At 39.6% G+C, this 22247-nt stretch carries 28 protein-coding genes; 17 read left to right on the plus strand and 11 right to left on the minus strand.

What is annotated here, in order from left to right:
• Positions 1-92: 92 nt before the first annotated feature.
• The 4 genes from QYF49_RS11620 (at position 93) to QYF49_RS11635 (ending at position 2608) form a co-directional block, all read left to right on the plus strand.
• Positions 93-821: an alpha/beta hydrolase gene (locus tag QYF49_RS11620; RefSeq protein WP_290399754.1), complete on the plus strand. Its 729-nt coding sequence runs from the start codon at positions 93-95 to the stop codon at positions 819-821.
• 63 nt (positions 822-884) lie between these two features.
• Positions 885-1403 (plus strand): 2'-5' RNA ligase family protein, encoded by a 519-nt coding sequence (locus tag QYF49_RS11625; protein ID WP_290399755.1) that lies wholly within the window; start codon positions 885-887, stop codon positions 1401-1403.
• A 2-nt stretch (positions 1404-1405) separates the two neighbouring features.
• A complete protein-coding gene (locus QYF49_RS11630; protein WP_290399756.1) occupies positions 1406-1837 on the plus strand; it encodes a GNAT family N-acetyltransferase in 432 nt (143 codons plus the stop codon).
• A 93-nt stretch (positions 1838-1930) separates the two neighbouring features.
• A complete protein-coding gene (locus QYF49_RS11635; RefSeq protein ID WP_290399757.1) occupies positions 1931-2608 on the plus strand; it encodes a YetF domain-containing protein in 678 nt (225 codons plus the stop codon).
• A gap of 54 nt (positions 2609-2662) precedes the next feature.
• On the opposite strand, the gene QYF49_RS11640 is transcribed toward QYF49_RS11635, so the two are convergent.
• From QYF49_RS11640 to QYF49_RS11650, 3 genes are all read right to left on the minus strand, one after another.
• Complete coding sequence (locus tag QYF49_RS11640) at positions 2663-3106, minus strand: hypothetical protein (RefSeq protein ID WP_290399758.1); 444 nt, start codon at positions 3104-3106, stop codon at positions 2663-2665.
• Between the two features lie 64 nt (positions 3107-3170).
• Positions 3171-4064 (minus strand): hypothetical protein, encoded by an 894-nt coding sequence (locus QYF49_RS11645; protein WP_290399759.1) that lies wholly within the window; start codon positions 4062-4064, stop codon positions 3171-3173.
• A gap of 115 nt (positions 4065-4179) precedes the next feature.
• On the minus strand, positions 4180-5367 hold the full coding sequence (locus tag QYF49_RS11650; protein WP_290399760.1) for a BMQ_0737 family morphogenetic spore coat protein: 1188 nt from the start codon (positions 5365-5367) through the stop codon (positions 4180-4182).
• A 119-nt stretch (positions 5368-5486) separates the two neighbouring features.
• Between QYF49_RS11650 and QYF49_RS11655 the strand changes: the two genes are divergently transcribed.
• From QYF49_RS11655 to QYF49_RS11700, 10 genes are all read left to right on the plus strand, one after another.
• Positions 5487-6362 carry a hypothetical protein gene (locus QYF49_RS11655; RefSeq protein WP_290399761.1) on the plus strand — a complete coding sequence of 292 codons (876 nt, stop codon included), beginning with the start codon at positions 5487-5489 and terminating at the stop codon, positions 6360-6362.
• A gap of 33 nt (positions 6363-6395) precedes the next feature.
• Complete coding sequence (locus QYF49_RS11660) at positions 6396-6545, plus strand: hypothetical protein (RefSeq protein ID WP_290399762.1); 150 nt, start codon at positions 6396-6398, stop codon at positions 6543-6545.
• Positions 6546-6659: 114 nt separating this feature from the next.
• Entirely contained in the window at positions 6660-6944 is a 285-nt protein-coding gene (locus tag QYF49_RS11665) for a hypothetical protein (RefSeq protein WP_290399763.1), read from the plus strand.
• Positions 6945-7059: 115 nt separating this feature from the next.
• Positions 7060-7290, plus strand: a complete 231-nt coding sequence (locus tag QYF49_RS11670) for a hypothetical protein (protein WP_290399764.1) — start codon at positions 7060-7062, stop codon at positions 7288-7290.
• A 115-nt stretch (positions 7291-7405) separates the two neighbouring features.
• Positions 7406-7903, plus strand: a complete 498-nt coding sequence (locus tag QYF49_RS11675) for a spore coat protein (protein WP_290399765.1) — start codon at positions 7406-7408, stop codon at positions 7901-7903.
• Between the two features lie 96 nt (positions 7904-7999).
• Positions 8000-8236, plus strand: a complete 237-nt coding sequence (locus tag QYF49_RS11680; RefSeq protein ID WP_290399766.1) for a hypothetical protein — start codon at positions 8000-8002, stop codon at positions 8234-8236.
• 29 nt (positions 8237-8265) lie between these two features.
• Positions 8266-8682 carry a hypothetical protein gene (locus QYF49_RS11685; protein ID WP_290399767.1) on the plus strand — a complete coding sequence of 139 codons (417 nt, stop codon included), beginning with the start codon at positions 8266-8268 and terminating at the stop codon, positions 8680-8682.
• A gap of 116 nt (positions 8683-8798) precedes the next feature.
• Positions 8799-9713, plus strand: coding sequence for an NAD-dependent epimerase/dehydratase family protein (locus QYF49_RS11690; RefSeq protein WP_290399768.1), 915 nt, complete (start codon positions 8799-8801; stop codon positions 9711-9713).
• A 181-nt stretch (positions 9714-9894) separates the two neighbouring features.
• Complete coding sequence (locus QYF49_RS11695; protein ID WP_290399769.1) at positions 9895-10521, plus strand: DUF1796 family putative cysteine peptidase; 627 nt, start codon at positions 9895-9897, stop codon at positions 10519-10521.
• A gap of 89 nt (positions 10522-10610) precedes the next feature.
• Positions 10611-11564, plus strand: a complete 954-nt coding sequence (locus QYF49_RS11700; protein WP_290399770.1) for an NAD-dependent epimerase/dehydratase family protein — start codon at positions 10611-10613, stop codon at positions 11562-11564.
• Positions 11565-11579: 15 nt separating this feature from the next.
• Here QYF49_RS11700 and QYF49_RS11705 read toward each other — a convergent pair whose 3' ends face one another.
• Complete coding sequence (locus QYF49_RS11705; protein WP_290399771.1) at positions 11580-12290, minus strand: glycosyltransferase; 711 nt, start codon at positions 12288-12290, stop codon at positions 11580-11582.
• Positions 12291-12508: 218 nt separating this feature from the next.
• On the opposite strand from QYF49_RS11705, the gene QYF49_RS11710 reads away from it, so the two are divergent.
• Positions 12509-13570, plus strand: coding sequence for a glycosyltransferase family 4 protein (locus QYF49_RS11710; RefSeq protein ID WP_290399772.1), 1062 nt, complete (start codon positions 12509-12511; stop codon positions 13568-13570).
• A 68-nt stretch (positions 13571-13638) separates the two neighbouring features.
• On the opposite strand, the gene QYF49_RS11715 is transcribed toward QYF49_RS11710, so the two are convergent.
• The 4 genes from QYF49_RS11715 to QYF49_RS11730 all read right to left on the minus strand — a co-directional run bounded on the left by QYF49_RS11715 (position 13639) and on the right by QYF49_RS11730 (position 17447).
• Positions 13639-14487 (minus strand): dTDP-4-dehydrorhamnose reductase family protein, encoded by an 849-nt coding sequence (locus QYF49_RS11715; protein ID WP_290399773.1) that lies wholly within the window; start codon positions 14485-14487, stop codon positions 13639-13641.
• Positions 14488-15474 carry a polysaccharide biosynthesis protein gene (locus tag QYF49_RS11720; protein WP_290399774.1) on the minus strand — a complete coding sequence of 329 codons (987 nt, stop codon included), beginning with the start codon at positions 15472-15474 and terminating at the stop codon, positions 14488-14490.
• Positions 15467-16558: a non-hydrolyzing UDP-N-acetylglucosamine 2-epimerase gene (gene wecB, locus QYF49_RS11725; protein WP_290399775.1), complete on the minus strand. Its 1092-nt coding sequence runs from the start codon at positions 16556-16558 to the stop codon at positions 15467-15469. Before wecB ends, QYF49_RS11720 begins: the two co-directional genes overlap by 8 nt.
• Positions 16559-16760: 202 nt before the next feature.
• On the minus strand, positions 16761-17447 hold the full coding sequence (locus QYF49_RS11730) for a DUF1796 family putative cysteine peptidase (protein WP_290399776.1): 687 nt from the start codon (positions 17445-17447) through the stop codon (positions 16761-16763).
• A 175-nt stretch (positions 17448-17622) separates the two neighbouring features.
• Between QYF49_RS11730 and QYF49_RS11735 the strand changes: the two genes are divergently transcribed.
• Together QYF49_RS11735 and QYF49_RS11740 are read left to right on the plus strand one after the other, a co-directional pair.
• Complete coding sequence (locus QYF49_RS11735) at positions 17623-18852, plus strand: glycosyltransferase family 4 protein (RefSeq protein WP_290399777.1); 1230 nt, start codon at positions 17623-17625, stop codon at positions 18850-18852.
• A gap of 121 nt (positions 18853-18973) precedes the next feature.
• Positions 18974-19228, plus strand: coding sequence for a hypothetical protein (locus tag QYF49_RS11740; RefSeq protein WP_290399778.1), 255 nt, complete (start codon positions 18974-18976; stop codon positions 19226-19228).
• A gap of 16 nt (positions 19229-19244) precedes the next feature.
• On the opposite strand, the gene fabI is transcribed toward QYF49_RS11740, so the two are convergent.
• The 3 genes from fabI to QYF49_RS11755 form a co-directional block, all read right to left on the minus strand.
• The gene (gene fabI / locus QYF49_RS11745) at positions 19245-20021 is read right to left on the minus strand and encodes an enoyl-ACP reductase FabI (protein WP_290399779.1); all 777 of its coding nucleotides are present in this window, start codon (positions 20019-20021) and stop codon (positions 19245-19247) included.
• A gap of 138 nt (positions 20022-20159) precedes the next feature.
• A complete protein-coding gene (locus tag QYF49_RS11750) occupies positions 20160-20306 on the minus strand; it encodes a hypothetical protein (RefSeq protein ID WP_290400467.1) in 147 nt (48 codons plus the stop codon).
• Positions 20307-20404: 98 nt separating this feature from the next.
• Positions 20405-22246 (minus strand): monovalent cation:proton antiporter family protein, encoded by a 1842-nt coding sequence (locus tag QYF49_RS11755; protein WP_290399780.1) that lies wholly within the window; start codon positions 22244-22246, stop codon positions 20405-20407.
• Between the last annotated feature and the right edge of the window lies 1 nt (position 22247).

Below are 22247 nucleotides of genomic sequence, written 5' to 3' on the forward strand. Positions count from 1 at the left end.
AATAATTCTTAAATCTTGATAACATTATACCACTGTATGGTAGAATAAAACGGATACAATGAAAGCGCTGTTTTTATGATAGGAGAATCTTTATGTCCACTTTTCAAGGCACCGTATATGAAGAAACCATACATAGCAAAGAACTGAAAGAGGATCTCACTTTATTGGTCTACTTGCCTCCGGCGTTCACGACCCTAAAAAAGTATCCTGTATTAATCGCACAGGACGGGCCTGATTATTTTCAGCTGGGACGTCTTGCATCGTTAGCGGATGAAATGATCCAGAAAACTGAAATAGAAGAAATGGTCATCATAGGTATATCCCACAAGCGCGGAGAAGACAGATATCATAAATATCATCCAAGAGGAGAAAAGCATCACGCTTATATTCGTTTTATGTCTCTGGAACTGCCTTCCTATGTTCACGAAAAGTTTAATACGTTCCTATTAGGTTCGGGTATGTGCCTGCTGGGAGATTCGCTGGGAGGTTATGTATCCCTCACATGCGGCATCTCATTTCCACGCACGTTCAGCAAGATCATTGTTCAGTCTCCGTTCGTAAGTAAACAGTTCCTGGAGGATATCCGTTCCTTTACTGCGTACGAATTGCTCACGGTCTATCATTCTGTTGGCAATGCAGAAAACAGCTTTACATCGGTTGATGGCACCACAAAAGATTTTTTAACTCCAAACCGAGAGTTGTCAGACTGGCTGCTGAACAAAGGATTTGATTATCGTTATGAAGAATTTGAAGGAAATCATCTATGGTCTGACTGGCAAGCAAACCTTAGAGCTGCTTTAGAATTTATATACGGCAAATAATTCGATTTGTTAAGTTGTTAGAATTTTTGATATACTAAGTAAAAAATAAGGGAGGAAATTTCAATGAAATACGGTATTGCTATTTTCCCATCCGAAGAACTCAAAGATAAAATAAATTCATATCGAAAACGCTATGATCCTCACTATTCTATTATCGCACCGCATATTACACTTAAAGATCCGTTTGAAGCCAGCGATGCTGAAATTGATGAAATCATTGAATACATTGAAAGAGTCGCAAAGAATATTCCTCCAATTCCTATTCACATTACTCGTGCCAGCTCTTTTCATCCTGTCAATAATGTCATTTATTTGAAAGTCGATAATAACGATGAACTTAGCTCCCTGCATGAACAGCTTTATAAAGGACCACTTGAACATGAACATCCTTATAATTTTGTTCCCCATCTGACACTGGCTCAAAAGCTCTCTGATGTGGAGCATGCTGATGTACTGGAGCGGTTAAAGATGGTTGAAATGGAATACAAAGAAACTGTATCGGAATTTCATCTCTTAAAGATGGACGAAGAAGCTGAACGCTGGAAAGTATTCAGGACCTTCACACTCGGAAAGGACGTTTAAGTTTGGAAGTTAAAGTATCTTCAACGAATGATCCCTCCTATAAGGATGCTTTATTCGTTCGAAAACAGGTTTTTGTAAAAGAACAGAATGTTTCAGAACAGGAAGAGATTGACGCGCACGAAGATAGGTCGGCCCATTTTGTCCTTTACGATCATGGTAAACCAATTGGCGCAGGGCGTTTGCGGCCCATTGAAAGCGGCGGAAAAATTGAAAGAGTCTGTATTCTGGCCAGCCATCGCAAACAAGGGCTGGGTGAACTGCTGATGAACAAAATGGAAGAAGAAGCAAAACAGTCCAAGTATCCGTCCGTTACATTATATGCTCAGGTCCATGCAGAGGATTTCTATAAAAAATTAGGGTATACCACAACTTCAACGGAACCATTTCTGGATGCTGGCATTTGGCATGTAGCCATGCAAAAAGCATTGAACTGATCTTGAATCAGTTTGATGCTTTTTTATGTCTTCCGGATTAATTTAGCCAAACAGGTGTACACTAACTTTAATTACGCACCTGTGGGGGCTGTCATGAATCTAGGTACAATTACAATTGAAATGGTCATTGGATTCTTTGCTCTTTTCTTTCTGACAAAGATCTTAGGAAAGACCCAATTATCCCAGCTTACTCCGTTTGACTTTATTTCTGCCCTTATTCTTGGAGAACTTGTCGGTAATGCGATGTATGACCCCGATGTCCACATTTGGATGATTCTTTTTGCAATCAGCGTTTGGGGAGTCCTCATGTATTCCTTAGAAATGCTTACACAAAAATCGATGAAGTTTCGTACCATACTCGAAGGTTCCCCCTCTATCGTGGTCCGAAAGGGCATCATCGACCGAAAACAGCTCAAAAAGAACAAACTTGATATTAATCAGCTGCAAAGTTTGATCCGCCAGAAAGGCTACTTCAGCTTAAGAGATATTGAATATGCCATCCTGGAAACGAACGGCTCCATCTCCGTTCTTCCTAAATCCGATATAGTGCCGGCTACTCGCAATGACTTGCATTTGCCTGATAAAGAAGTGACTCTTCCTGTCACTTTGATTTTGGATGGCCGAATTTTAAATGAAAATTTAAAAACGGCAGGACTGAATGATGACTGGCTAAGGTCACAGCTGCTAAAAAGGAAAATCAATTCTGCAGAAGAGGTTCTATACGCAGAATGGAAAAAGGGAGAAGAACTGTTAGTAATGAAAGAAAACTAACCTTTATGAAAGAATCAAAAAAGAACACGATTGTGTTCTTTTTTGATGGCCGGCTTAAATCCAGGAAAATCTGCAGCAGCAATGTTTGCGCTTTTTATGTTTCTTTTTGTTACAGGAAACATGGCTGGAAGATGATTCTTTCATATGGAAACTAGATTCATGCTGAACATGTTCATATGAAAAAGGTGAAGACGAAGACTCTTTTTCACAGAAACAGGAAGATTCTTTTTTCATCGAAGACTCTTCGTTCTTGCAGCTGTAAGATACCTTTTTTACATAAGATTCTTCTTTCTTGCAGCTGGAAGATTCATGTTTTACATAAACCACTTCTTTCTTGCAGCTGGAAGATTCTTTTTTCATTGGAGAATAAACATGACAAGGCGTCCATGGATCTTCATGATGCTTTTTCTGCTCCTTGATTACGACGATCTCATCCGCCTCTAAAATCAGTTTATCAACCTTGATAACCTTTTTCTTTTTATTTTTACTGTAGGACATATTTTAACCTCCTCTATAATTCACATAGTATGCAAAATTACAGAGAAGGGACAGGGCGTTATCATCAAAAATTAATAGCGATATGATTGGCTGCTTTTACTTTATACTGCTGTTTGTTAAAGAACACGAAAGCCTCGACTGTAAGATTGCCGATGACTTCTTTTTTAAAGGGTATCTGGTAATCCTGGATCACCGCTTTCTCTCCAGGTTCAATGGACATTTCTCGCAGCGGGCAGATCCAGACTTCCCCCCGCTCTTTTGCTTCCTGCGACCAGTCATTATCCACAAACATCCATTGAAAATTAGCAAGATTGTCATTGCTTACTTCATGATTTTCACTGGAATAGATTTTTCCCTTTATTACATTCGCTTCAACGGGGTTAAAACGAAGGCAAACCGATGGATTCAACAATGAGATCAAGCCTGTATTTTCAATAATAAACGATCCCTTAATCAAACCGGATTGGTTGTCATTCATGATAACAGAGTAGTCAAACAAGCAAAGGCACTCATAATCCCTTTTAACAAAAATGCTCTCCTCTTCCTCATCCTCGGCTTTTTTCATAAAAGGATCCGGTCTTCCCAGCAATGAAAGCTTTTTTTCGAGTGCTTTTATTTTTTGCTGGCTGAGATCCAGTTTAATCTCCTTCTCATTCATCTCCTTTTGGACCGAACTCAGCAGTTCTTCATAATCGGCTACCCTTTGGTCGTAATCAACGCGCCTCGCTTGTTCGAGTTCCATCTTTAATGCGGCTGCCTCTTCTTTGAGCCGTGTCCGTTCAGCTTCAAGTGCCTGTAATTCTGTTTCCCGAGAAGAATCTGCTGCATCCTTCTCAAGTTTTTCAATCTTCTCTTCAGCAAAAACTAACTTTTTTTCTAATTCCAATGACTTTTCTTGATAAAATTGGGCCCGAGCAATAAGACGGTCATAGCTTAACCGTTCTTTTTGAGAATGCATATAAATCCCCCTCCTAAATAGGCTCCCACATTATCTTATGTATTCTAGGTGTTTACGTTCACCTTTTCATAAAAAAAGAGCGAGTCAGCGCTCGCTCTTTTCCTTCACGATTCGTTTATGGCCGATTAACCTTTAAATCTCCGAAAGAGATACAGTCCTCAACTTCAAGACTTCCCTCATCTGCTGATACGATCCCTGATTCGAATTTAATTACACCTTTGTTGTTAATGAGCTGAAGCTGGAACTGTGTTCCAGAATTGTTGTTGACCGCTGCAAAGTTGAAATCAAGTTCATCGCCTTCATTCGTAGTACCAACACCAGAAACAGTAAGTTTCAAGCCATTCCCATGGCAAGCTTCACAATTCAGCGTATCCTGATCAAAACTTTCAGCAGTGAACGTAAAGTCATTTACACCGCCGTTTGCGTCGTTGAAGCTGAATTTGAGTGAACTGTCCGTCAGGCTGCAATTCGGGCAAATATCTGCAAGCACTGCCAGCCTTCCTTCAACCGTTGCATTCGCACCGGTCTGGCCGCTTGCTTCACCTGTCACACTGCAGTCACAGTTAGGACGAGGGAAAATATCCGGACATTGTGCAGGGAATTCAACGTCTGGACATTGTTGATCCATTTCCTCATCTGCACTCAGATCATTGTTACGAGGTGAACAGAACTTAGCAAGGACCTCCAGCTTTACTTCAGCCTCGATCTGGATATCAACGCAGAATGTCACGGTGATATTAAAGGAACTCGGAGCAGGCGAATTCAGAAGAACTGTACCTGTTGGAATTCTGCACAGGATCTTAGTTATTTTGCAGAAAAGATCGGTTCCATCAGGGAAACAGAGGACAAACGGCTCCAGTATGGATGCATCTGTTGACAGGTGGGTGACCACTTTGCCGCGGCGGTCTACAACAGCTATTTTAATTTCAGATGTAAACAATAGCTCCACGAGTTGGGCATCTACAAAGCTGCCATTTACTGCGACCGTTACATCTCTCTTTTCTCCCACTTGTTCACAAAGGAATTCTTCACATTCTGCAAAGTGTCTGGATGATGTCGATTCCATGTCGCTCAGCGGGAAAGCCGGTGGAGTAACCGGTGTTTGACATGTGATGCGAAGCGGCCGGCGAGCCGGATCCTGCAGTGCCTCTTCTATCCTCCTTAGTTGCTCTGGATTAAAGGTGACTTGTTTGGTTACAGAAAACGTATCAGTGACCCAGTCATACACTTTCTGAACCCTTATGCATTCTTCCTGAAGGCTGTTAGCTGCTTTAGGAATGGATTTCTTATGATTCATACCCATTATTGTTTCCCATCCTTTCTCCATCATGTTCTGAAGATTCCATACATACTATGGATATACAGTAGGTTATGACACAAGTATGAATGCCTATTTTTCCGGCACTCAAGGGGGTAGACAACATGATTCTTTATCACAAAAAACAATCGATGGGACATATAGATCGAGAAACATTCAGAACCATTCAGCCATTATTAGCTTATTGGGGTTTAGCTTGGAACGAGAACGAAAATTTGATAGATCAAGCTCTAAAAGGGCAATCTTTTTCAATTGCAGGCCTTGCTGATGAAGAATTTCATGAAGTGAAAAAATTCCTTGCTCATACCGGTGCAGAATTAAACAGCACGAAGGGGTTAAAACAAATAAGTCACATCAAAGTTTCTTTTATCGATGACCAGCCCGTTCCAATCGTTGTACAGACAGAAGGCAAAGACTTATTGTTTATCACTCCTCGAACGGAGCCAGGTCTTCCGGTACAAGCAGCGATTCATAGGAACATTGTATGTAAAAGAAGAAATAAATCCTATTTCTTCTCGTTCCGATCAAAAGAAAAGAAAAATGCTCCGGAATGGATCAGTTACCTTTTAATACAAATCGCTTTATCGGATCAGTTTGCCCCCCTGACGTCCGTCTCGTTATCGGACTATAAATTGGGCATAAAAAAAATACTGCTGCCGATCAATCCCTATTTTGCAAGTATTCAATCAACGGACACCATACACGAGGTAAAACAAGAAACGATGTGGCCAGCATTTCCGCCTGAATCTCTAATTAATAGTAAACATAGTAAACAACCGAAAAAAACGGAATCCCAGCAGACTGTAAAAACATACGAAAAACATAGTCCAATAACGGACAATACACCTATAAACCCGTTTAGAACCAATAAATTGCCAACAGAGACAATCAATCCTTTTAAAGAAAAGAACAAAAAATACACCTCAGTGATTAACCCTTTTCAGCAAACGACCTATACCATACCAGAAGAAAAGGAATAAGATAGGAACAACTTTATAGAAGGAGAGATTGGAATGGACAAATCAGAATTGATTAAATTATATAGAGATAAGCAGCGGGAAAAATCCAAAAAACAAAAAGATTCTACCTTATTCACTTCAAAAAAGAAGAATAAAGGCTGCAGTACATGCGGAAAAGTCACTTGGAAACCAAAAAAAGATTAAAGCGATACGTAAGCTGTTGCCAGCAGGCAGCAGCTTTTATTATTTGCGGTTACTTTGAACGCAACGTGACAAAACGGCATATATTACATTGAACTTCGCAAAGGAGGGGCTTGTTTGAATCCATTAAATCCTGAAACTAAAAATCAGTTAATACAATCTTTAACCGATTCAGTTAATAAGAACAACTTCTATAAAATTTTAGTAGAAACAGAGAAAATTTTCACGAACAAAGTAATCTCGATATCTTTCGTAGTTTCCGCAAACAATAAAGCAGAGGCAAAAAGACTTGCCAAACGAAAATTAAAATCTTTCAATCAGTTTGGCGATCTACTGAGGCTCCATTCTATAGTAGAAACCGACGTTTGGGAAGAACAATCCATTAAACTATCAAAATCATGAACAAACAACCATTTTTTCCGAAATAGGCTGTTTTTTAGGACAAAACCTTAGCCATTTTTGACGGGACGCATAGTATAAAGTACTGCTTGGTAAGCGATAAAAAGGAGGTAAAAATATGAGCGAAGAAGTCAAACATTCAGCTGCACTACCCGATTTAAAAGATTTGATCAAGGGTCTAGATATGAATCAATCGCCAAAAGAAGTAAGTGGAGCAGTTTTGGCCCATGTGATCAATCAATCATCAAAATTAAAGGATGCTCAAAAGGAACAACTGATGAAGTTGCTGTCTGGACTGGAAGCGCCAAAAACGATGAAAGGCTCCAAGTTTAAAAACAAGGGTAAATAAGAATTAAGAATACGAAAATAAATTTTAGTTTACAAGACATTTATCTATACCAAGCTATCGATTATTGCATCTAATGCAGTAAAAGAAAAAACAAGTTTAATAGGGGGAAAAAAGAATGGGTTTATTTGATAATAATTGTGAAATGACAGCGGGAGCTCAGCATCATGATAGAAAATGTCATCCTTGCTGCAATGGCAATACAAGTCCAACTAGTTTTAATGCACTAGCTGGCACTGGCGGTCTTCATTTCGACCTCGCTCAAGCTGACGTTGCGAAACAGGTTACTGAAAGATGTATCACAATCAAGGATTCCTGTGATGTGTTTGTTGAAGTCGAGTCTGAACAAACTTCGATTGTCGTTCAAACGATGGTAAACGCGATCACTGTTGTAATTACGGCCACTCTATCAAACCTTGATCTGAATGATGATCTGCTTCAGGCAGATTTCCTGCAACTGTTCGAGCAAAAACAAGTAACACGCGACAAAATTTGCATTGAGAATTCAAGAGGCGTTCGAGTAGAAGCAGAAACTGAACAAGCGGCGATCGCTGTCCAAACGATGACCAATGTATTGACAGTAGTTCTTACGTTAATTGCTTCCAACGCATCCTAATTATAAAATACACCTGAATGAAAGTTCAGGTGTTTTTTCTAATCCATTTGTTGTCCTGATGCATATATTAAATAAAAGAAGGGAGGTTTCTTCATTTTGAATAATGAAAAAAATAATCAAAATAACCCTTCGTTCGAAGAAACAAAATTGCTTGTCCAAAGTCTTTTTATAAAACACGGAATCACGAAAGAGAAGCTCCAAGCCGTGACCGAAGAACAGAAACAGCAACTAAAAGATACGATTGACCAATTAAACAGCATGGCTGAGACATTAAAAAATCCAGCAAAAGCAAATAAAACAAAGGCTCGACGCAGAAAAAGATTTGAAAGATAAGCATGAGTAAACTTGTGGAGGTGAAAGAAATGACACATGTAGATTACAGTATTGAACATCATTTAAACGCTAATCATGATTGGAAGGCTCTTAACAACAATTCACCCCACCCCCTTCATCTTTCTGCAGAAGATTCAAATGTATTCATCACGCTTAGAGAGTCTTCGAATGTGCGTATATTAGCCACTAGCTTATCCGACATTAAATCATTCGAGACTGCCATTAAATCCACGTTTCTTTTTGTGATCGATCACATCATCACTGACACTGAAAATAAAGAAGAATTCATTCAGGATTTAATGACATTTACTGATTTGCAGCCAAAGAAAAAAATAAATATAGAAATTGAAAATTGCCGCAACATCATTGTCGATGCAACGGATAAGGAATTTTTCGCGGCTGCAGACCTAGCCTTGAACATTCTTTCAAATTTGATCAATGTTTAATCAAGTACAGCAGCTTTTAGATCCCCTTATGGTCCTTGGTAACCAGAGGGGATTGTTTTTATTTCCGGAACAGAACCATCCTAACTTTACAATACAGACTAAGAGGAGATGAATGGATGAAGGCCATAGTGACAGGAGGAGCCGGTTTTATTGGATCACATTTGGTTGTTGAACTGATCGAAAAAGGCCATGAGGTTCATATTTTGGATAACCTGGTATCTGGCCACTTAAAAAATGTGCATCCCTCCGCTGTCGTTCACATTGAAGATATACAGAGTAATGAGGCTAAACAAGTCATTATCAAAGAACAGCCTGATGTTGTCTTCCATTTAGCCGCACAAGCGGATGTCGGTAAGTCCATTCTTGAACCAAGGATGGATGCGAGTGTTAATATTAATGGCACCATCAACATACTAGAAGCTTGTCATGAAGCTTCAGTTAAAAAAATAATTTTCGCCTCTACATCTGCTGTTTATGGGGATGTAAAGGCCAAATTAGCTCCAGAGAACATTGCCACAGTACCGATCTCTTACTACGGTTTATCGAAATTAAGTGCGGAAGGTTATATCCGTTTATTTTATCAGCTGTATGCACTGCCTTTTACCATACTTCGCTATGGAAACGTCTATGGGCCAAGGCAATTACCTAAAGGTGAAGGTGGGGTAATCGCCATTTTTCTAGATCGAATCAAAAAAGGGCAAGCATTAACCATCTTTGGCGATGGTCAGCAAACAAGGGATTTTATCCATGTAAAGGACGTTGTACGTGCAAATATGGCGGCCATAGACCGCGGTGATCAGGAAATCTTTAATGTCAGTACTTCAAGTAGAACCTCCCTTACCCAATTGATTGATCATCTGCAAAGTATCCATGGCTATCCTATTACAACCGTAAATATTAGCAGTAAACATGGGGACATCAAACATAGCTGCCTCGATCATAAAAAAGCGGTTCAGCTGCTTGGCTGGAAACCGTATTTTGATATATATCAAGGCTTGCAGGATACCTATTCCTATAGTTTTCGTCCATGATGATAGATGTACTTTTGTTCATCGCAGCTGCGGTGAACTGTTTTTTGTACTTTTTCTATGAAAATAGCTTTTTTGCCCTACCATTTTTTCATTTTTCGCATTTAATAATATATGCATATGGGGGACATCCCTCCTCTACCTTTCCCCTGCTGCTCATCAACTTTTTTAAGGAGATGTTCCAATGAATCTAGAAGGAATCAAGGGAGAATATGATGCTGTTTTCAGCTTAGGAGATCTTTGTCTAACCTCTATTGAGCTGCAAAAAAATAACCTGAGACCGTTTTCAGGGGTGCTCGATTGGTCAGCATCACCCTCTTTAAAAGATGTTACACGGTTATTAAAAAACCGTTTTGCTCAGTTTATGGATCTCGAACATTTGAAAATTATAGGCTATGCAGGCGATCATTTTATCTGTGTATTGGATGAAACCTACAGCATAGTCTCTAACCACGATTTTGAAAGAAGTAAAAATTCACTCTTTGAATTAACGACATATAAACAAGTCAAGGAAAAATACGACCGGCGCATTAAAAGATTCTTAGAAGCAGCTGCTTTTTGTAAACGCATACTGTTTGTTCGCACAGAAGGGACATATGAAGAAGTAATCGAGCTCGAATCCGTCTTATCACAACTGGTTACAAACGACTTCAACATCCTTCTGATTAACCATACCGATGCCAATGGAATAATCGAAAGGCACTGGCCGATTGAAAGAGTTTGCGCCGTTGATTTTCCTGATACTGACAAATGGTATGGAAATGAAGATTACTGGAAAACCGCATTGGCCGGAATAAAAATAACGGTTTGACCTTCATGCCGGTATTAAATTTGTTTTAATGGGACAAGAGCATGGTGAATATTAAATACAGATTGGATGGATGAAAATGGATCAATGGAATGATGAATGGATTGATTGGAGTGGATCGGACGGATGGATGGAACGGAGGAAAAGATATGAAGAAACGGCCAAAGCTGTTAATTACAGGGGCAAACGGTTTTACTGGCCGACATGCCTGTAATCAACTGGGTATCGACTACGACATTACAGCTGTTTCCAGAAATTACAGGACTACAGAAAGTACAAAGGTAGATATACGATACTTCGATCTGACGAATAAGATGGATGTTCATCGGTTAGTAAACGAAGTCCAGCCTGATTTTCTATTACACTTAGCTGGACAAAATCATGCAGCTGAATCCTGGAATAATCCGATTGCTACCTTAGAAGCTAATCTGATGTCGACTGTCTATTTACTCGATGCGATCCGCGAAAGTCATCCCGTATGCAAGGTTGTGATAATTGGTTCGGCCCTGCAATATGACCCCAATAAAAATTCCTCGCTCACTCATCCTTATGGTTTAAGCAAGACCCTGCAAGTACAGACTGCCCAAGCATGGGCTGTTTTATATAAATTGAATGTGGTAGTTGCCAAACCTTCTAATTTGATAGGGCCCGGGGGTTCCACTGGTGTTTGCTCGATTTTTGCAAAAAAAATTATTGAAATGGAAAGGGATAAGACTGAGAAAGTGTTGAAGGTGAATAACTTGCATGCACGGCGTGATTTTTTAGATGTAAGAGATGCCGTTCACGCATACAACACGCTTTTAAGACATGGAAAATCAGGTGAAATATACGACATTACTTCAGGCAAGAGCCATTCCCTTCATGACATTATAAAGAAATATAAAACTTTAGCTCTTGTTGATTTTGAAGTAGAATCGTTGTTTCAACCTGAAGATCCTCCGGTTGACGAAGTGCAGCCCTATAAACTCCGCCAGCTAGGCTGGAGCACTTTATATCCCCTTGACTCATCCCTAAGGGATACCCTTGATTATTATCGGAACACATAGCAGATCTCCATGTGTTTACAATGATTTAATATATTCTTTCAGAAGTGGCCGATATTGACTTTCAATTAGGGCCATTTCTTCCAGCATCTTCCTTTGGTACTTTTTTGTGCCGGACTCCTCATGTATTCTAAATTTCGTTAGTACTTCGTCTAAATATTCTATTCTTATTCCATTCACAAGCAGGCGAAACCACATCTCATAGTCATGTGTATAACGCAGAAGAGGGTTGAAGCAACCCATCTTATCGAAGATCTCCTTTTTAATGACGACCGTGCACCCGTTGATTTCATTATAAGTTAAGTAAGATTCGTAAATCTCTTTTAAGTTTGTGAACCGCTGGCAATTCCAGGGGACAATCACGTTATTATCTTCATCAATGCAATCATAGTTTGTAAAACTAAGATCTAGTTTATGGCTCAGCATAAAGTTGATTTGCTTGGAGATTTTTTCCGGAAGAAAATAATCATCTGAACTCAGCCATGCGACGTATTCCCCACTCGCTTCACATATGCCACGATTTAATGCTGTAGCCGTGCCTTTATTCTTTTTTTTGATATACACAATGTTCTCGTGAAAAGAGTCAATCTTTTCCCTGAACTTTGTTGATCCATCGTCCACAACGATTATCTCTATATTCGGATAGGTTTGATTTAAGGCACTTTGAATCGCCTGATCAACGTAGGCGCAGTTATAGAACGGGATAATGATGGAGACAGTAGGATCCATTGATTAACCTCCTGGATAAGGATGTTTTCCGATCACTACATGATATGTAATATGTCTTGAAATGAATGGGTATGGACTTAAAATAGGCTTGAACTGTAAATAGGCGGCTGGCTAATCGGCCTTGGTTTCAAATATCCTTTGCCCTTTGAAACGGTTCTTCATATAAATATTACGGAGACATTATCTCGATATTGATCATCCATGTTTAGGAGGAAAATATGAATATATTATTTGTTTTTTATGTACCGAGCGGAGGAGTTGAAACACTAAATCGCCAAAGATGTTTGGCTCTTAAAAAAGTGAACATTAATTGTCACTTCCTTTATTACCGAAAAGAAAGAGAATTGGTAAATAACCATTATGCACCGGCATTTATTACAGACGATGACAAGGAAATAAAGAAAATACTAAGTGCCGGAAATTATAGGGCGATCATTATTACTTCAGATTACAAAGCACTTCGAAGATTTAGAGAATTAGGGTACAAAGGCAAGCTGTTTTTAGAAATACAGGGCTATGGGCCAAAGGATGTAGCAAGAGCGGAGCTCTTGAAGGCTGTACCGTTTGTCACTACTTATGGAAATGGTCTTTTAAATCCCAAGACTCCTCATATAGAGAAATTATTTGATGAGTTCTACCCCTCATTTCCAAAGTTTAGCTTTAATAATTGCTTTGACACCATTCGGTTTCGTTATCAACCGTTACCAGTTAACAGTCATCCAATCATCGGCTGGATCGGCCGAATTGAGGACAATAAAAATTGGAGGGAATTCTTGCAGATTGGTCATGAGCTGATGAGACATAAGCCAACTATCCAATTATATATGTTTGAAGATCCTACACTGTCTACACCCACGGAACGAGAAGAATTTCAACAGTTAATAAAACGGCTGAACCTGCAAAGCAACCTTACTTTACATGCGAATATCCCGAATGATCAAATGGCTGACTATTTTTCTATTATAGGTGATTCAGGCGGTTTTCTTTGTTCCACCTCAAAAGTAGAGGGAGCTCCCTACTCTGTTCTGGAAGCCATGACCTGCAAATGTCCCATATTAACGACAGATTCTGACGGAGTGAGAAGCTCTATTATTCATAATCAAACAGGTAAATATTACACTCTTGGTAATATTGCAGAAGCAGTCCGGGAAGCGAAAGAGCTCATGACTGACCTTATATTGAGAGAAAATATTCGTTCAACCGCCTTAACTCACGTAAGAACACACTTTAGTCCTGAACAATATAGCCGTCATTTTATCGATATGCTCGAAGCTGATTAAATTGGCTGTCCAATTTTAGGAAGATGATATGGAGCTATTCTTTTTATTCCAATTCACTTGATAACAACCTAACGAATGTTCTTTTTGTGACTTTTACTTATCATCCAGTCTTTTAGTGCCTGTAACATCTCTTCATAACTTGGAATGACATAAATAAAATCAGTCCTTGTGCTTTTAATTGTACGATCGAGTTCAATGGTACGGTCCGGAATGATCTTTACATCTCTCTTTTCAAAAATATCCTGTATTAATTTCAACAGTTCATATTTTGAAATTTTTGTTTCCTTTCCCAAATGATACAATCCGGTAACATTATTCCTGATCATTGTTTCAATGGATCTGGCTAATTCAAGTGTCGTTACCCCATTCCATAAGACTTTTTCATACCCTTTGATTTCATTGACTTGTTTCATAAACCATAAAAAAAGACCAATGCCCTCCTCTTTTAATTCCGGACCTATGATTGAAGTACGGATGGTCAGATGCTTCCCACTTACAATTTCACCCATATGTTTTGTTTGGGCATAAACAGAGGTGCCATCCGGGATATCGTATTCGGTGTAGTTACCATCCATGCCGGAAAAAACACAGTCTGTACTAATTTGGATTAATTTCCCTCCATGCCGCTCGCTTAAGCGAGCCAATTGATGAGGCAGCAAACTGTTTACCATTAACGCCAATAATGGATTGTTTTCCGCATGATGATTTAAAATCCCGACACAGTTGATGATAATATCTGGTTTAATAGATTCGATGATGGATTCTACACTTTTAAAGTCGGTTACATCTAAATACTTGCTATTTCCGTCATTTAAAACCCTTGACGTATAATGCACCTCATACTCAGGGTTCTGTTTGAGATAAGATGTGATGATGTGCCCTGCCATTCCTGTTCCACCAAGGATCAATAATTTCATCTAAATGAAACCGCCTTTCATGAGCATCTGTTTTATTTCCTCTTTGCTGATTATACCGGCAGATGAATTATAGCTTTCCAAATTGATCAGTTTATAGTGAGAATAGTGCTCTTTTAATCCGGGGATGTTGATTGTGGGAAGAATAACGAAATACTCATCATCATACGTAACAGTAGTTTTGCTCTCATATGCAGAAAGAAGCAGTTCATGAATTTTTTCTCCCGGCCGAATGCCAAGTATTTCAATCTGTACATTCTTTTCATCTGAAGCTTCTATCAATACGTAAGCCAGATCTATAATTTTACATGCAGGCATTTTCATGACAAAGATTTCCCCGCCAATGCTTTCGAAGGTTGCTTTAAATACTAATTTAATAGCGTCCTGAACGGTTAAAAAAAATCGAGTCATATTTAAATCAGTAATTCCGATCTTTTGCTTCTCCTGAATTTGCTTCTTAAACACATGAATCACACTGCCGTTCGTCCCCATGACATTGCCCCCGCGTATACAAACAAATTTTGTATTCGTCTTTAAAGTGTTGGCATGAATGATCAGTTTCTCTCCCATGGCCTTTGATAATCCATAGAAATTGGATGGGTCCGAGGCCTTATCAGTCGAGATATAGACCACTTTATGGACATTGCAGATCATTGCTGCCTCGATCACATTATGAGTTCCAAGGACGTTAGTTTTTAATGCTTCCAACGGCTGATCTTCACACACCGGAACATGTTTTAAAGCGGCCAGGTGAAAAATATAATGAACACCCCTGCTTGCTTCAATCAATGAATTTTTCTCTTTAATATCTCCAATGATAAAAGTCAATTTAGGGTGATGATCAAACTCTTGTTTCATCAAAAATTGATTGGACTCATTTCTTGAAAATATCCGAATTTCTTTCGGGTTGTATGTTAACAGCTGCCTAACCAGTTCATGTCCCCATGAACCAGTCCCCCCTGTTATCAATATGACTTGGTTTTTAAACAACTCTGATTCCTCCCAATACGATTTTAATGACTTTATTTGATACGTTTTTATCGTCGTACCCCTCAGGAAACTCCCAAATTTTAGGCTCGTTTAACATCACATGCACGCAATGTAATATTTGATCCGCTTGAATCCCTGACAGCATGTTGCTTCCGCACTCGATCGTTTCTGGTCTCTCCGTTGTCTTCCGAATGGTAACAGCGGGAACATGAAATAAACAACATTCTTCTTGAACCGTACCGCTATCTGTCAAAACACAGCATGAATTTTTTTCAAGCTTGACAAAATCAAAGAATCCAAACGGCTCATAGAACTCCACCAATGGATGAACTTCAAGCGATGACCGGCTCTCTATCCGCGCCTGAGTACGGGGATGCAAACTGCATATCACTCTTTTTTTATAGATTTCCGCCACCATATTAATGCCTTTCATGATTTCCAGTAAACGATAGTCATGGTCGACATTTTCTGCACGATGGATCGTGAGCAGGAAATACTCATTTTTTGTAAGAGTCAGCTTGTTCAAGATATTGCTTTCTTCCACTTCAGTATTGAAATGCTCTAACACTTCCAATATTGGATTGCCTGTTACAATGATCCTGTTTTTTGGAAAACCCTCTTTGATTAAATTTTCTTTACTTTGGGGTGTATAAGGTAAATTTAAACTTGAGATCGCATCGATCACCCGGCGATTTTTTTCCTCTGGTACTTCAAGATCAAAGCAGCGGTTTCCAGCCTCCATATGAATTGCGGGAATTCCCATCCTTTCAGCCAGGATGGCACTGAGTCCACTATTTGTATCCCCCAGTATCAATACCTTATCGGGTCTTTCACTTAAAAAAATGGTTTCTAATTCTCTGTACATTGTCGATAATTGCTGACCTAGTGACTGCTGGTGCTGCACCAGTACATAATCGGGTTTCCGAATACCTAATTGCTGAAAAAATATATCGCTTAATGACGATTTGAAATTTTGTCCTGTATGGACTAAGATATGTTGTTCTGCATACTGATCTAATTTTTTTATAATAAGACTTAAGCGTATAATCTCAGGGCGTGTTCCCAAAATAGTCATTACTTTCAAAGTTTACACCTCTTATTTAAACAAGGATTCCCTTGTTCACTAGCTTTCTTTATTTATAGATTATGCTTTACTCTTTTCGTTGATATAGGTGACTCTATCAAATCGAACGTTAAACGAAAAAATCAGTGGCATGGAAGAAAGAAGGTGTGGTTTATTCCACACCTGTTTGCAAACGAAAAATCTCCTATTTTTATCTGCATAATTACTTCCAATGATCGGTAAGTGTGAGTCCATTCAAAACGTGATCCCAAATTTGATCATCATTAGGATTATTGAGTGGAACTTGAACGAAACAAATGCCATCTGATTCGCAATTCAGTTCATTAACAACCTGTAAGCCATCTACCGGCTGGAGGATAAGTATATTAAACTTCCCTTTTACTATTTCTGACAGCACGGTTTGCAATTGGGCCGCCTCATCATATGTGTCTGCTCCCCATCTAACGAATAAAACAGATTGGCTGTTTGTAATTTTTTCAAGAAACCTTTGTATACGACCGTTCAGTTTTTCTTTGTAAGAAGGGTACTGTGTCTGCCAATCTTCATCTGGAATGATGGGAAAATCATGAACGGAAATAATGTTATAGAGGGTATCGTTTATAAAATGCGCATTCACTGGTTCATTGCCGCCTTCTTCAGGAAAAACAGCGGTTCCATCATCCAGAAAATGAGCATACCCATCCGTCCTAATCATATTTTCCAGCTCCATATAGTCCGCGAATTTATTCTTCAATAAGCGAGAGACATCAGAAAGAGAGTTGGATATGACCCAATCAAGCGGAAATGAAAACTTTCTTAAATCATGCCGCCTTAAATGAAGGGCAGGACCACACCAGCTGCCTAACCCTACCATCAAATCATAGGATCCTTTAACTTCCTGTAAATTCAATTTTCATTCACCCCTTTTCTATACATAGAATGCAAGATTCGATGAAATTGCTTGGACAAATGTATAAAAAAAATAAATTATCCTCCCTCACAAAGACATCTGTCTACACCATGGATGTACTGCGAAAATAATATAATTGAATCGATAGTGCTTAATTCTAAAGGGAGATGTGTTTATGAAAATCCTGCTTGCTACGTTTTGGAGTGTTCCACATGTAGGTGGAGTATGGAATTACATGGAGCAATTAAAAAAGAAGCTCGAATCATTGGGGCATCAAGTGGATTTACTCGGATATGGCGAGGAACATGAATATATTTATATTGTTAATAAAAACCAGAAGGTATACAGGGATCAGTTGCTTCATCTAGTGGATGAAAGAATAAATGAACACCGCTCTCCTGCTTTTCTTGAAGATCCAGTCGTCAAATACTATGAGATTAAAAGGTTTGTTTATGAGTTTGGTCTTTCACATTTTGATTTGGAAACTTATGATCTCATCCATACACAAGATGTTCTTTCAACTGCATGCATTCGCCGCGTCAACCCGAAAAGGCCAGTTTTAGTAGCTACGCTTCATGGGTGCGTAGCCCATGAGTTAAAGGATTACGTAAACAACGTTATGGTCACCCCTACCGCTAGCCTGGCATGTGAATACTTTGACAATCTTGAACATGACGGCGCTACCTCTGCTGAAATTACGATCGTGGCAAATCAATGGTTAAAAAATATTTTAAAGAGTGAGTTTAATGTGCCTGATAATCAAATTCATGTCCGCCACTATGGATACGACATAGAGGCATTTTTGAAACGAATGAAGAAGAAATCATCCATCCCATCACTGGATCATAAGAAAGTCATTCTTTATACAGGGAGACTTGTAAAGCTGAAAGGGCTTCATCATCTCATCTCTGCCCTCGGCCTTCTAAAAAGCATACGAAACGACTGGGTATGCTGGATTGTTGGGGAAGGTGAAAAGGAAGAAGAGTTACAAGCCCAAAGCAGGGAATTAGGGCTGGAAGACACCGTTATCTTCTGTGGTAAACGGGATGATATCCCGCAGTTGCTGGCTAAATCGGATATTTTTGTCCTGCCGAGTCTCTTAGATAACCAGCCTTTATCCGTAATCGAAGCACAAATTGTCGGAAAACCTGTCATTGTTAGTGATGCAGGGGGACTGCCTGAGATCGTCGAGCATGGGGTTACAGGATTAGTAACACGTGCAGGTGATGAAACGGAGCTCTGTAACCAATTGAATTTGTTGCTAGAAAACGAAGAGTACAGGAATAAGTTAGGAATAAATGCTAAAAAGTGGGGGGTGGCTCACTGGTCTTTTGATAAAGGGGTAAGCAATGTACTAGATGTATATCAAGAAGCGATATCGAAACGAAGGATGAAGGAGAACTGATGCTTTAAACGCTGTTTCCGTTCGATTGAAAAATATGCGAAATTAAATATAGAAAACCAATATACTTGTCCAACACCATTCTTTTATTTATTAATAAGCTATTGTAACTCTATGAAAAGGGGTGAATTCATGTTTAGTAGCCATAATTTCCATAGATGCAGTTGCAATAGTTGTAAATCGTGCAGTTCCTGCAGTTCTTGCGGTTCTTGCAGTTCTTGCAGTTCTTGCAGTTCTTGCAGTTCCTGCCACTCTTGTAAACCATGTCACAAATGTTCATCGTGTTCCTGTAAGTCCTGCCGAAAAAAACATTGCAGCTGCCAAAAACCGGAAAGCTTATTCGATTAATATAAAAAAAATCACCTCGATCAAAAGGTGATTTTTTCATAGAATTTTTAGTTGCCTAAAATGCTGTATCCACTGTCCACATGAATTGTTTCTCCCGTAATTCCACGTGAAAGATCGCTCATCAGGAACAAAGCTGTATCGCCAACCTCTTCAGGAGTTGTAGTACGCCGAAGCGGTGATTTTTCTTCAATTTGCTTCAGGATGCTGTTAAAATCACCGATCCCCTTAGCTGCAAGAGTCCTGATCGGACCAGCAGATATCGCGTTCACTCGGATGCCGTCTTTCCCGAGGTCGCTTGCAAGGTATTTCACGCTCGCATCTAGAGAAGCTTTCGCAACTCCCATTACGTTGTAGTTTTGAAGCACGCGCTCACCGCCAAGATAAGTCAATGTAACGATGCTTCCTCCTTCGATCATAAGGCCCCGTGCTTCTTTCGCCACAGCAGTAAGCGAGTAAGAAGAAATGTTATGAGCGAGCAAAAAGCCATCACGCGTTGTATTCAAGTATTCACCCTTCAATTCATCCGTATTCGCAAAAGCGATACAGTGAGCCAACCCGTGAATGACACCGACTTCCCCTTTGATCTTTTCAAATGTGGATTTAATTTCATCATCGTTCGTAATATCACATGGAAGTACGAGAGAGTCTGAACGCTCCAATGTTTCCGCTAGTTCCCTCACATTTTTTTCCAGACGTTCACCTGCATAGGTAAAGATGAGACGAGCACCGGCTTTTGAAAGCGACTGTGCAATTCCCCATGCGATGCTTCGTTTGTTAGCTACTCCCATAATGACATATGTACGATTTTCAAGTGATAGATTCATTTTGTATTTCCTCCTTAATTAATATGGCAGGATGTATCATCATACGGACCGCCTTAGCAATTGTTATTAGTACCTAGTCCTAAGATTAGTATAACAGATTTTAAAGGAAAGGAAATACCGGATCAGGCGTAAGCATTTTTACCCTTTGCTGGTTTCAATATTTCTTTCCTCATAGCCGCAGTCAGGACAGTTGAAAATCACGTTTTGATTGGATTGTGCCGTCAATACTGCATCTAATTGTGTTTCTTTGCGGCATTCCGGGCATCTAACCATTGGCATAGTCATCTTATTTCACTCCTTTACTCCTAGTATGAACCTTTTTATCTACAAACAGACGCCCAAAAGAGGCACTTTCATAGAGCCAATTTTGAGCGATCTTTAACTTACCTTAATACTCTTTTTAATTCCTCGATGTGTTCCTTGCTGCCGGTAACAATCAGCTTGTCGCCGATTAAGATTTCTGTATCGCCATGAGGAACGATGGAATCCTTGCCGCGGAATATCCTGACGATAATCGCATCTCCGAAATGAGGAAAATTCCGTAGAGCGGTCTTATGGTAATTTCCATTTTTAACAACCAATTCGTAAAGAGAGTGATCATTTCGAGATAGAAAGCTGACTACGGACGGATTTTCTATCATCATCTTCAATAGCACTTGTGAACTGAAGAAAGCAGAATATACTTCAATGTTTTGATTTAAAAGCTCTTCCCTTTTTACAGGATCCTCGATTCGAGTGATCACCCGTTTTATCCCATGACTTCTAGCATCTTGTGCAATCGACTCATTCACACCATCTTCACCGGTAGCGACGACAAGAATATCCGTATCAAAGGCCCCGCTCGCCTTTAAGATGGGCACCGAATAATCGTCTAATTCAATAATGTCAAAGGACTCCAGCTGTTTTGGATCCTTTTCTAGCTGTTTGGTATGATAAACTTTCTTTTCAAAACGGCCGCTTTCGAGTTCTTTCAAGACGGGAAGCGTAAACTGGTTCGCTCCAATAATGGCCAGATGCTCTTCCGTCTTTTCTGTTTTCTTTCTTGGCAGGAGTTTTTTAAAGAATACCGGTGTAATGATACAGCTGATGACGGCAGTTAAAATTAAAGCCGAAGAGGTTCGTGCATCAATCACCTTAATGCGCTCCCCAATTTTGGCCGCCGCGATAACAAGAGACAGGGTGGACGTCAGCAAAAATCCTGAAGCGATCACCGTCTTCCAGTCGTACCACTTTCTTAGGACTAATATCGGAATGAACTTAGACACTAAAAGGCCCAAAAGAAGCAACGGTATTAAGATGAGCACCTTCGGATCTTTTACAACCGAAACCAAATCCAATTCTACACCGATCATCACAAAAAAGATCGGAATCAGAAAACCGTAGCCAAACGAGTCCAGCTTATGGACCATATGCTGGTTCGGTGATAGAAGCGATACGAGAACTCCCGCCAGAAACGCTCCTAAAATGTTTTCAGCACCTACTGATTCAGATACACCGACGAGAACGATGATTAATGTAAAGACCGCTCTCGTGTCGATTTGCACGGTTCCCTTTGATAATGTTTCCAAAAAGGTATGATGGCGCATGTACTTTCCAATAAAATACAGGATGATACCTGCCCCGAATAGTATGAGGAGCAGCCACATTTGCCCGCTGTCCCCGGATTGCAGGGAAACAAACACTGCCAGCAGAATCATCGTTACGAGATCAGCGATAACAGCGATTATGAGAATGATTTGGCCGATTGCCGTTCTCGATAGATCCTCTTCTTTTAAAGTCGGTACAACAACACCGAGTGATATTGTTGATATAATCAGCGTCATAAAAAAGGCATTGTCTGTAAAGCCGGTCCATACAAAAACCATTGACAAAGCAAAAGATACAACGAAAATAAGAGCAAAAATAACCGATGAAACACCTAGCCGGTTTGGTTCTGTTTTGCCATTCGGCAGTTGTTTCTTATCGCTACTCGCTGCAAAGACCGAAAAGTCAATTTCAAGCCCGCTTAAAAACATTAAAAAGATAAAGCCGAGCACAGAAAGAATATCCAGCCATGTTCCTGCATGAACAATATCAAATCCACTTTTTCCGATGATGATGCCGGCAATGATCTCTGCTACCACAACGGGTAAAAACCTGATCTTAAATTTGTTGAGCAGAATTGGGATAAAAAATGCTGTTAAAATGACGATGACGAGTGATGAAATAGAAGCATGGCCTCCCATA

Origin of the sequence: Fictibacillus terranigra, from assembly GCF_030412265.1 — a bacterium.
Taxonomy (GTDB): Bacteria; Bacillota; Bacilli; order Bacillales; family Fictibacillaceae; genus Fictibacillus_C; species Fictibacillus_C terrinigri.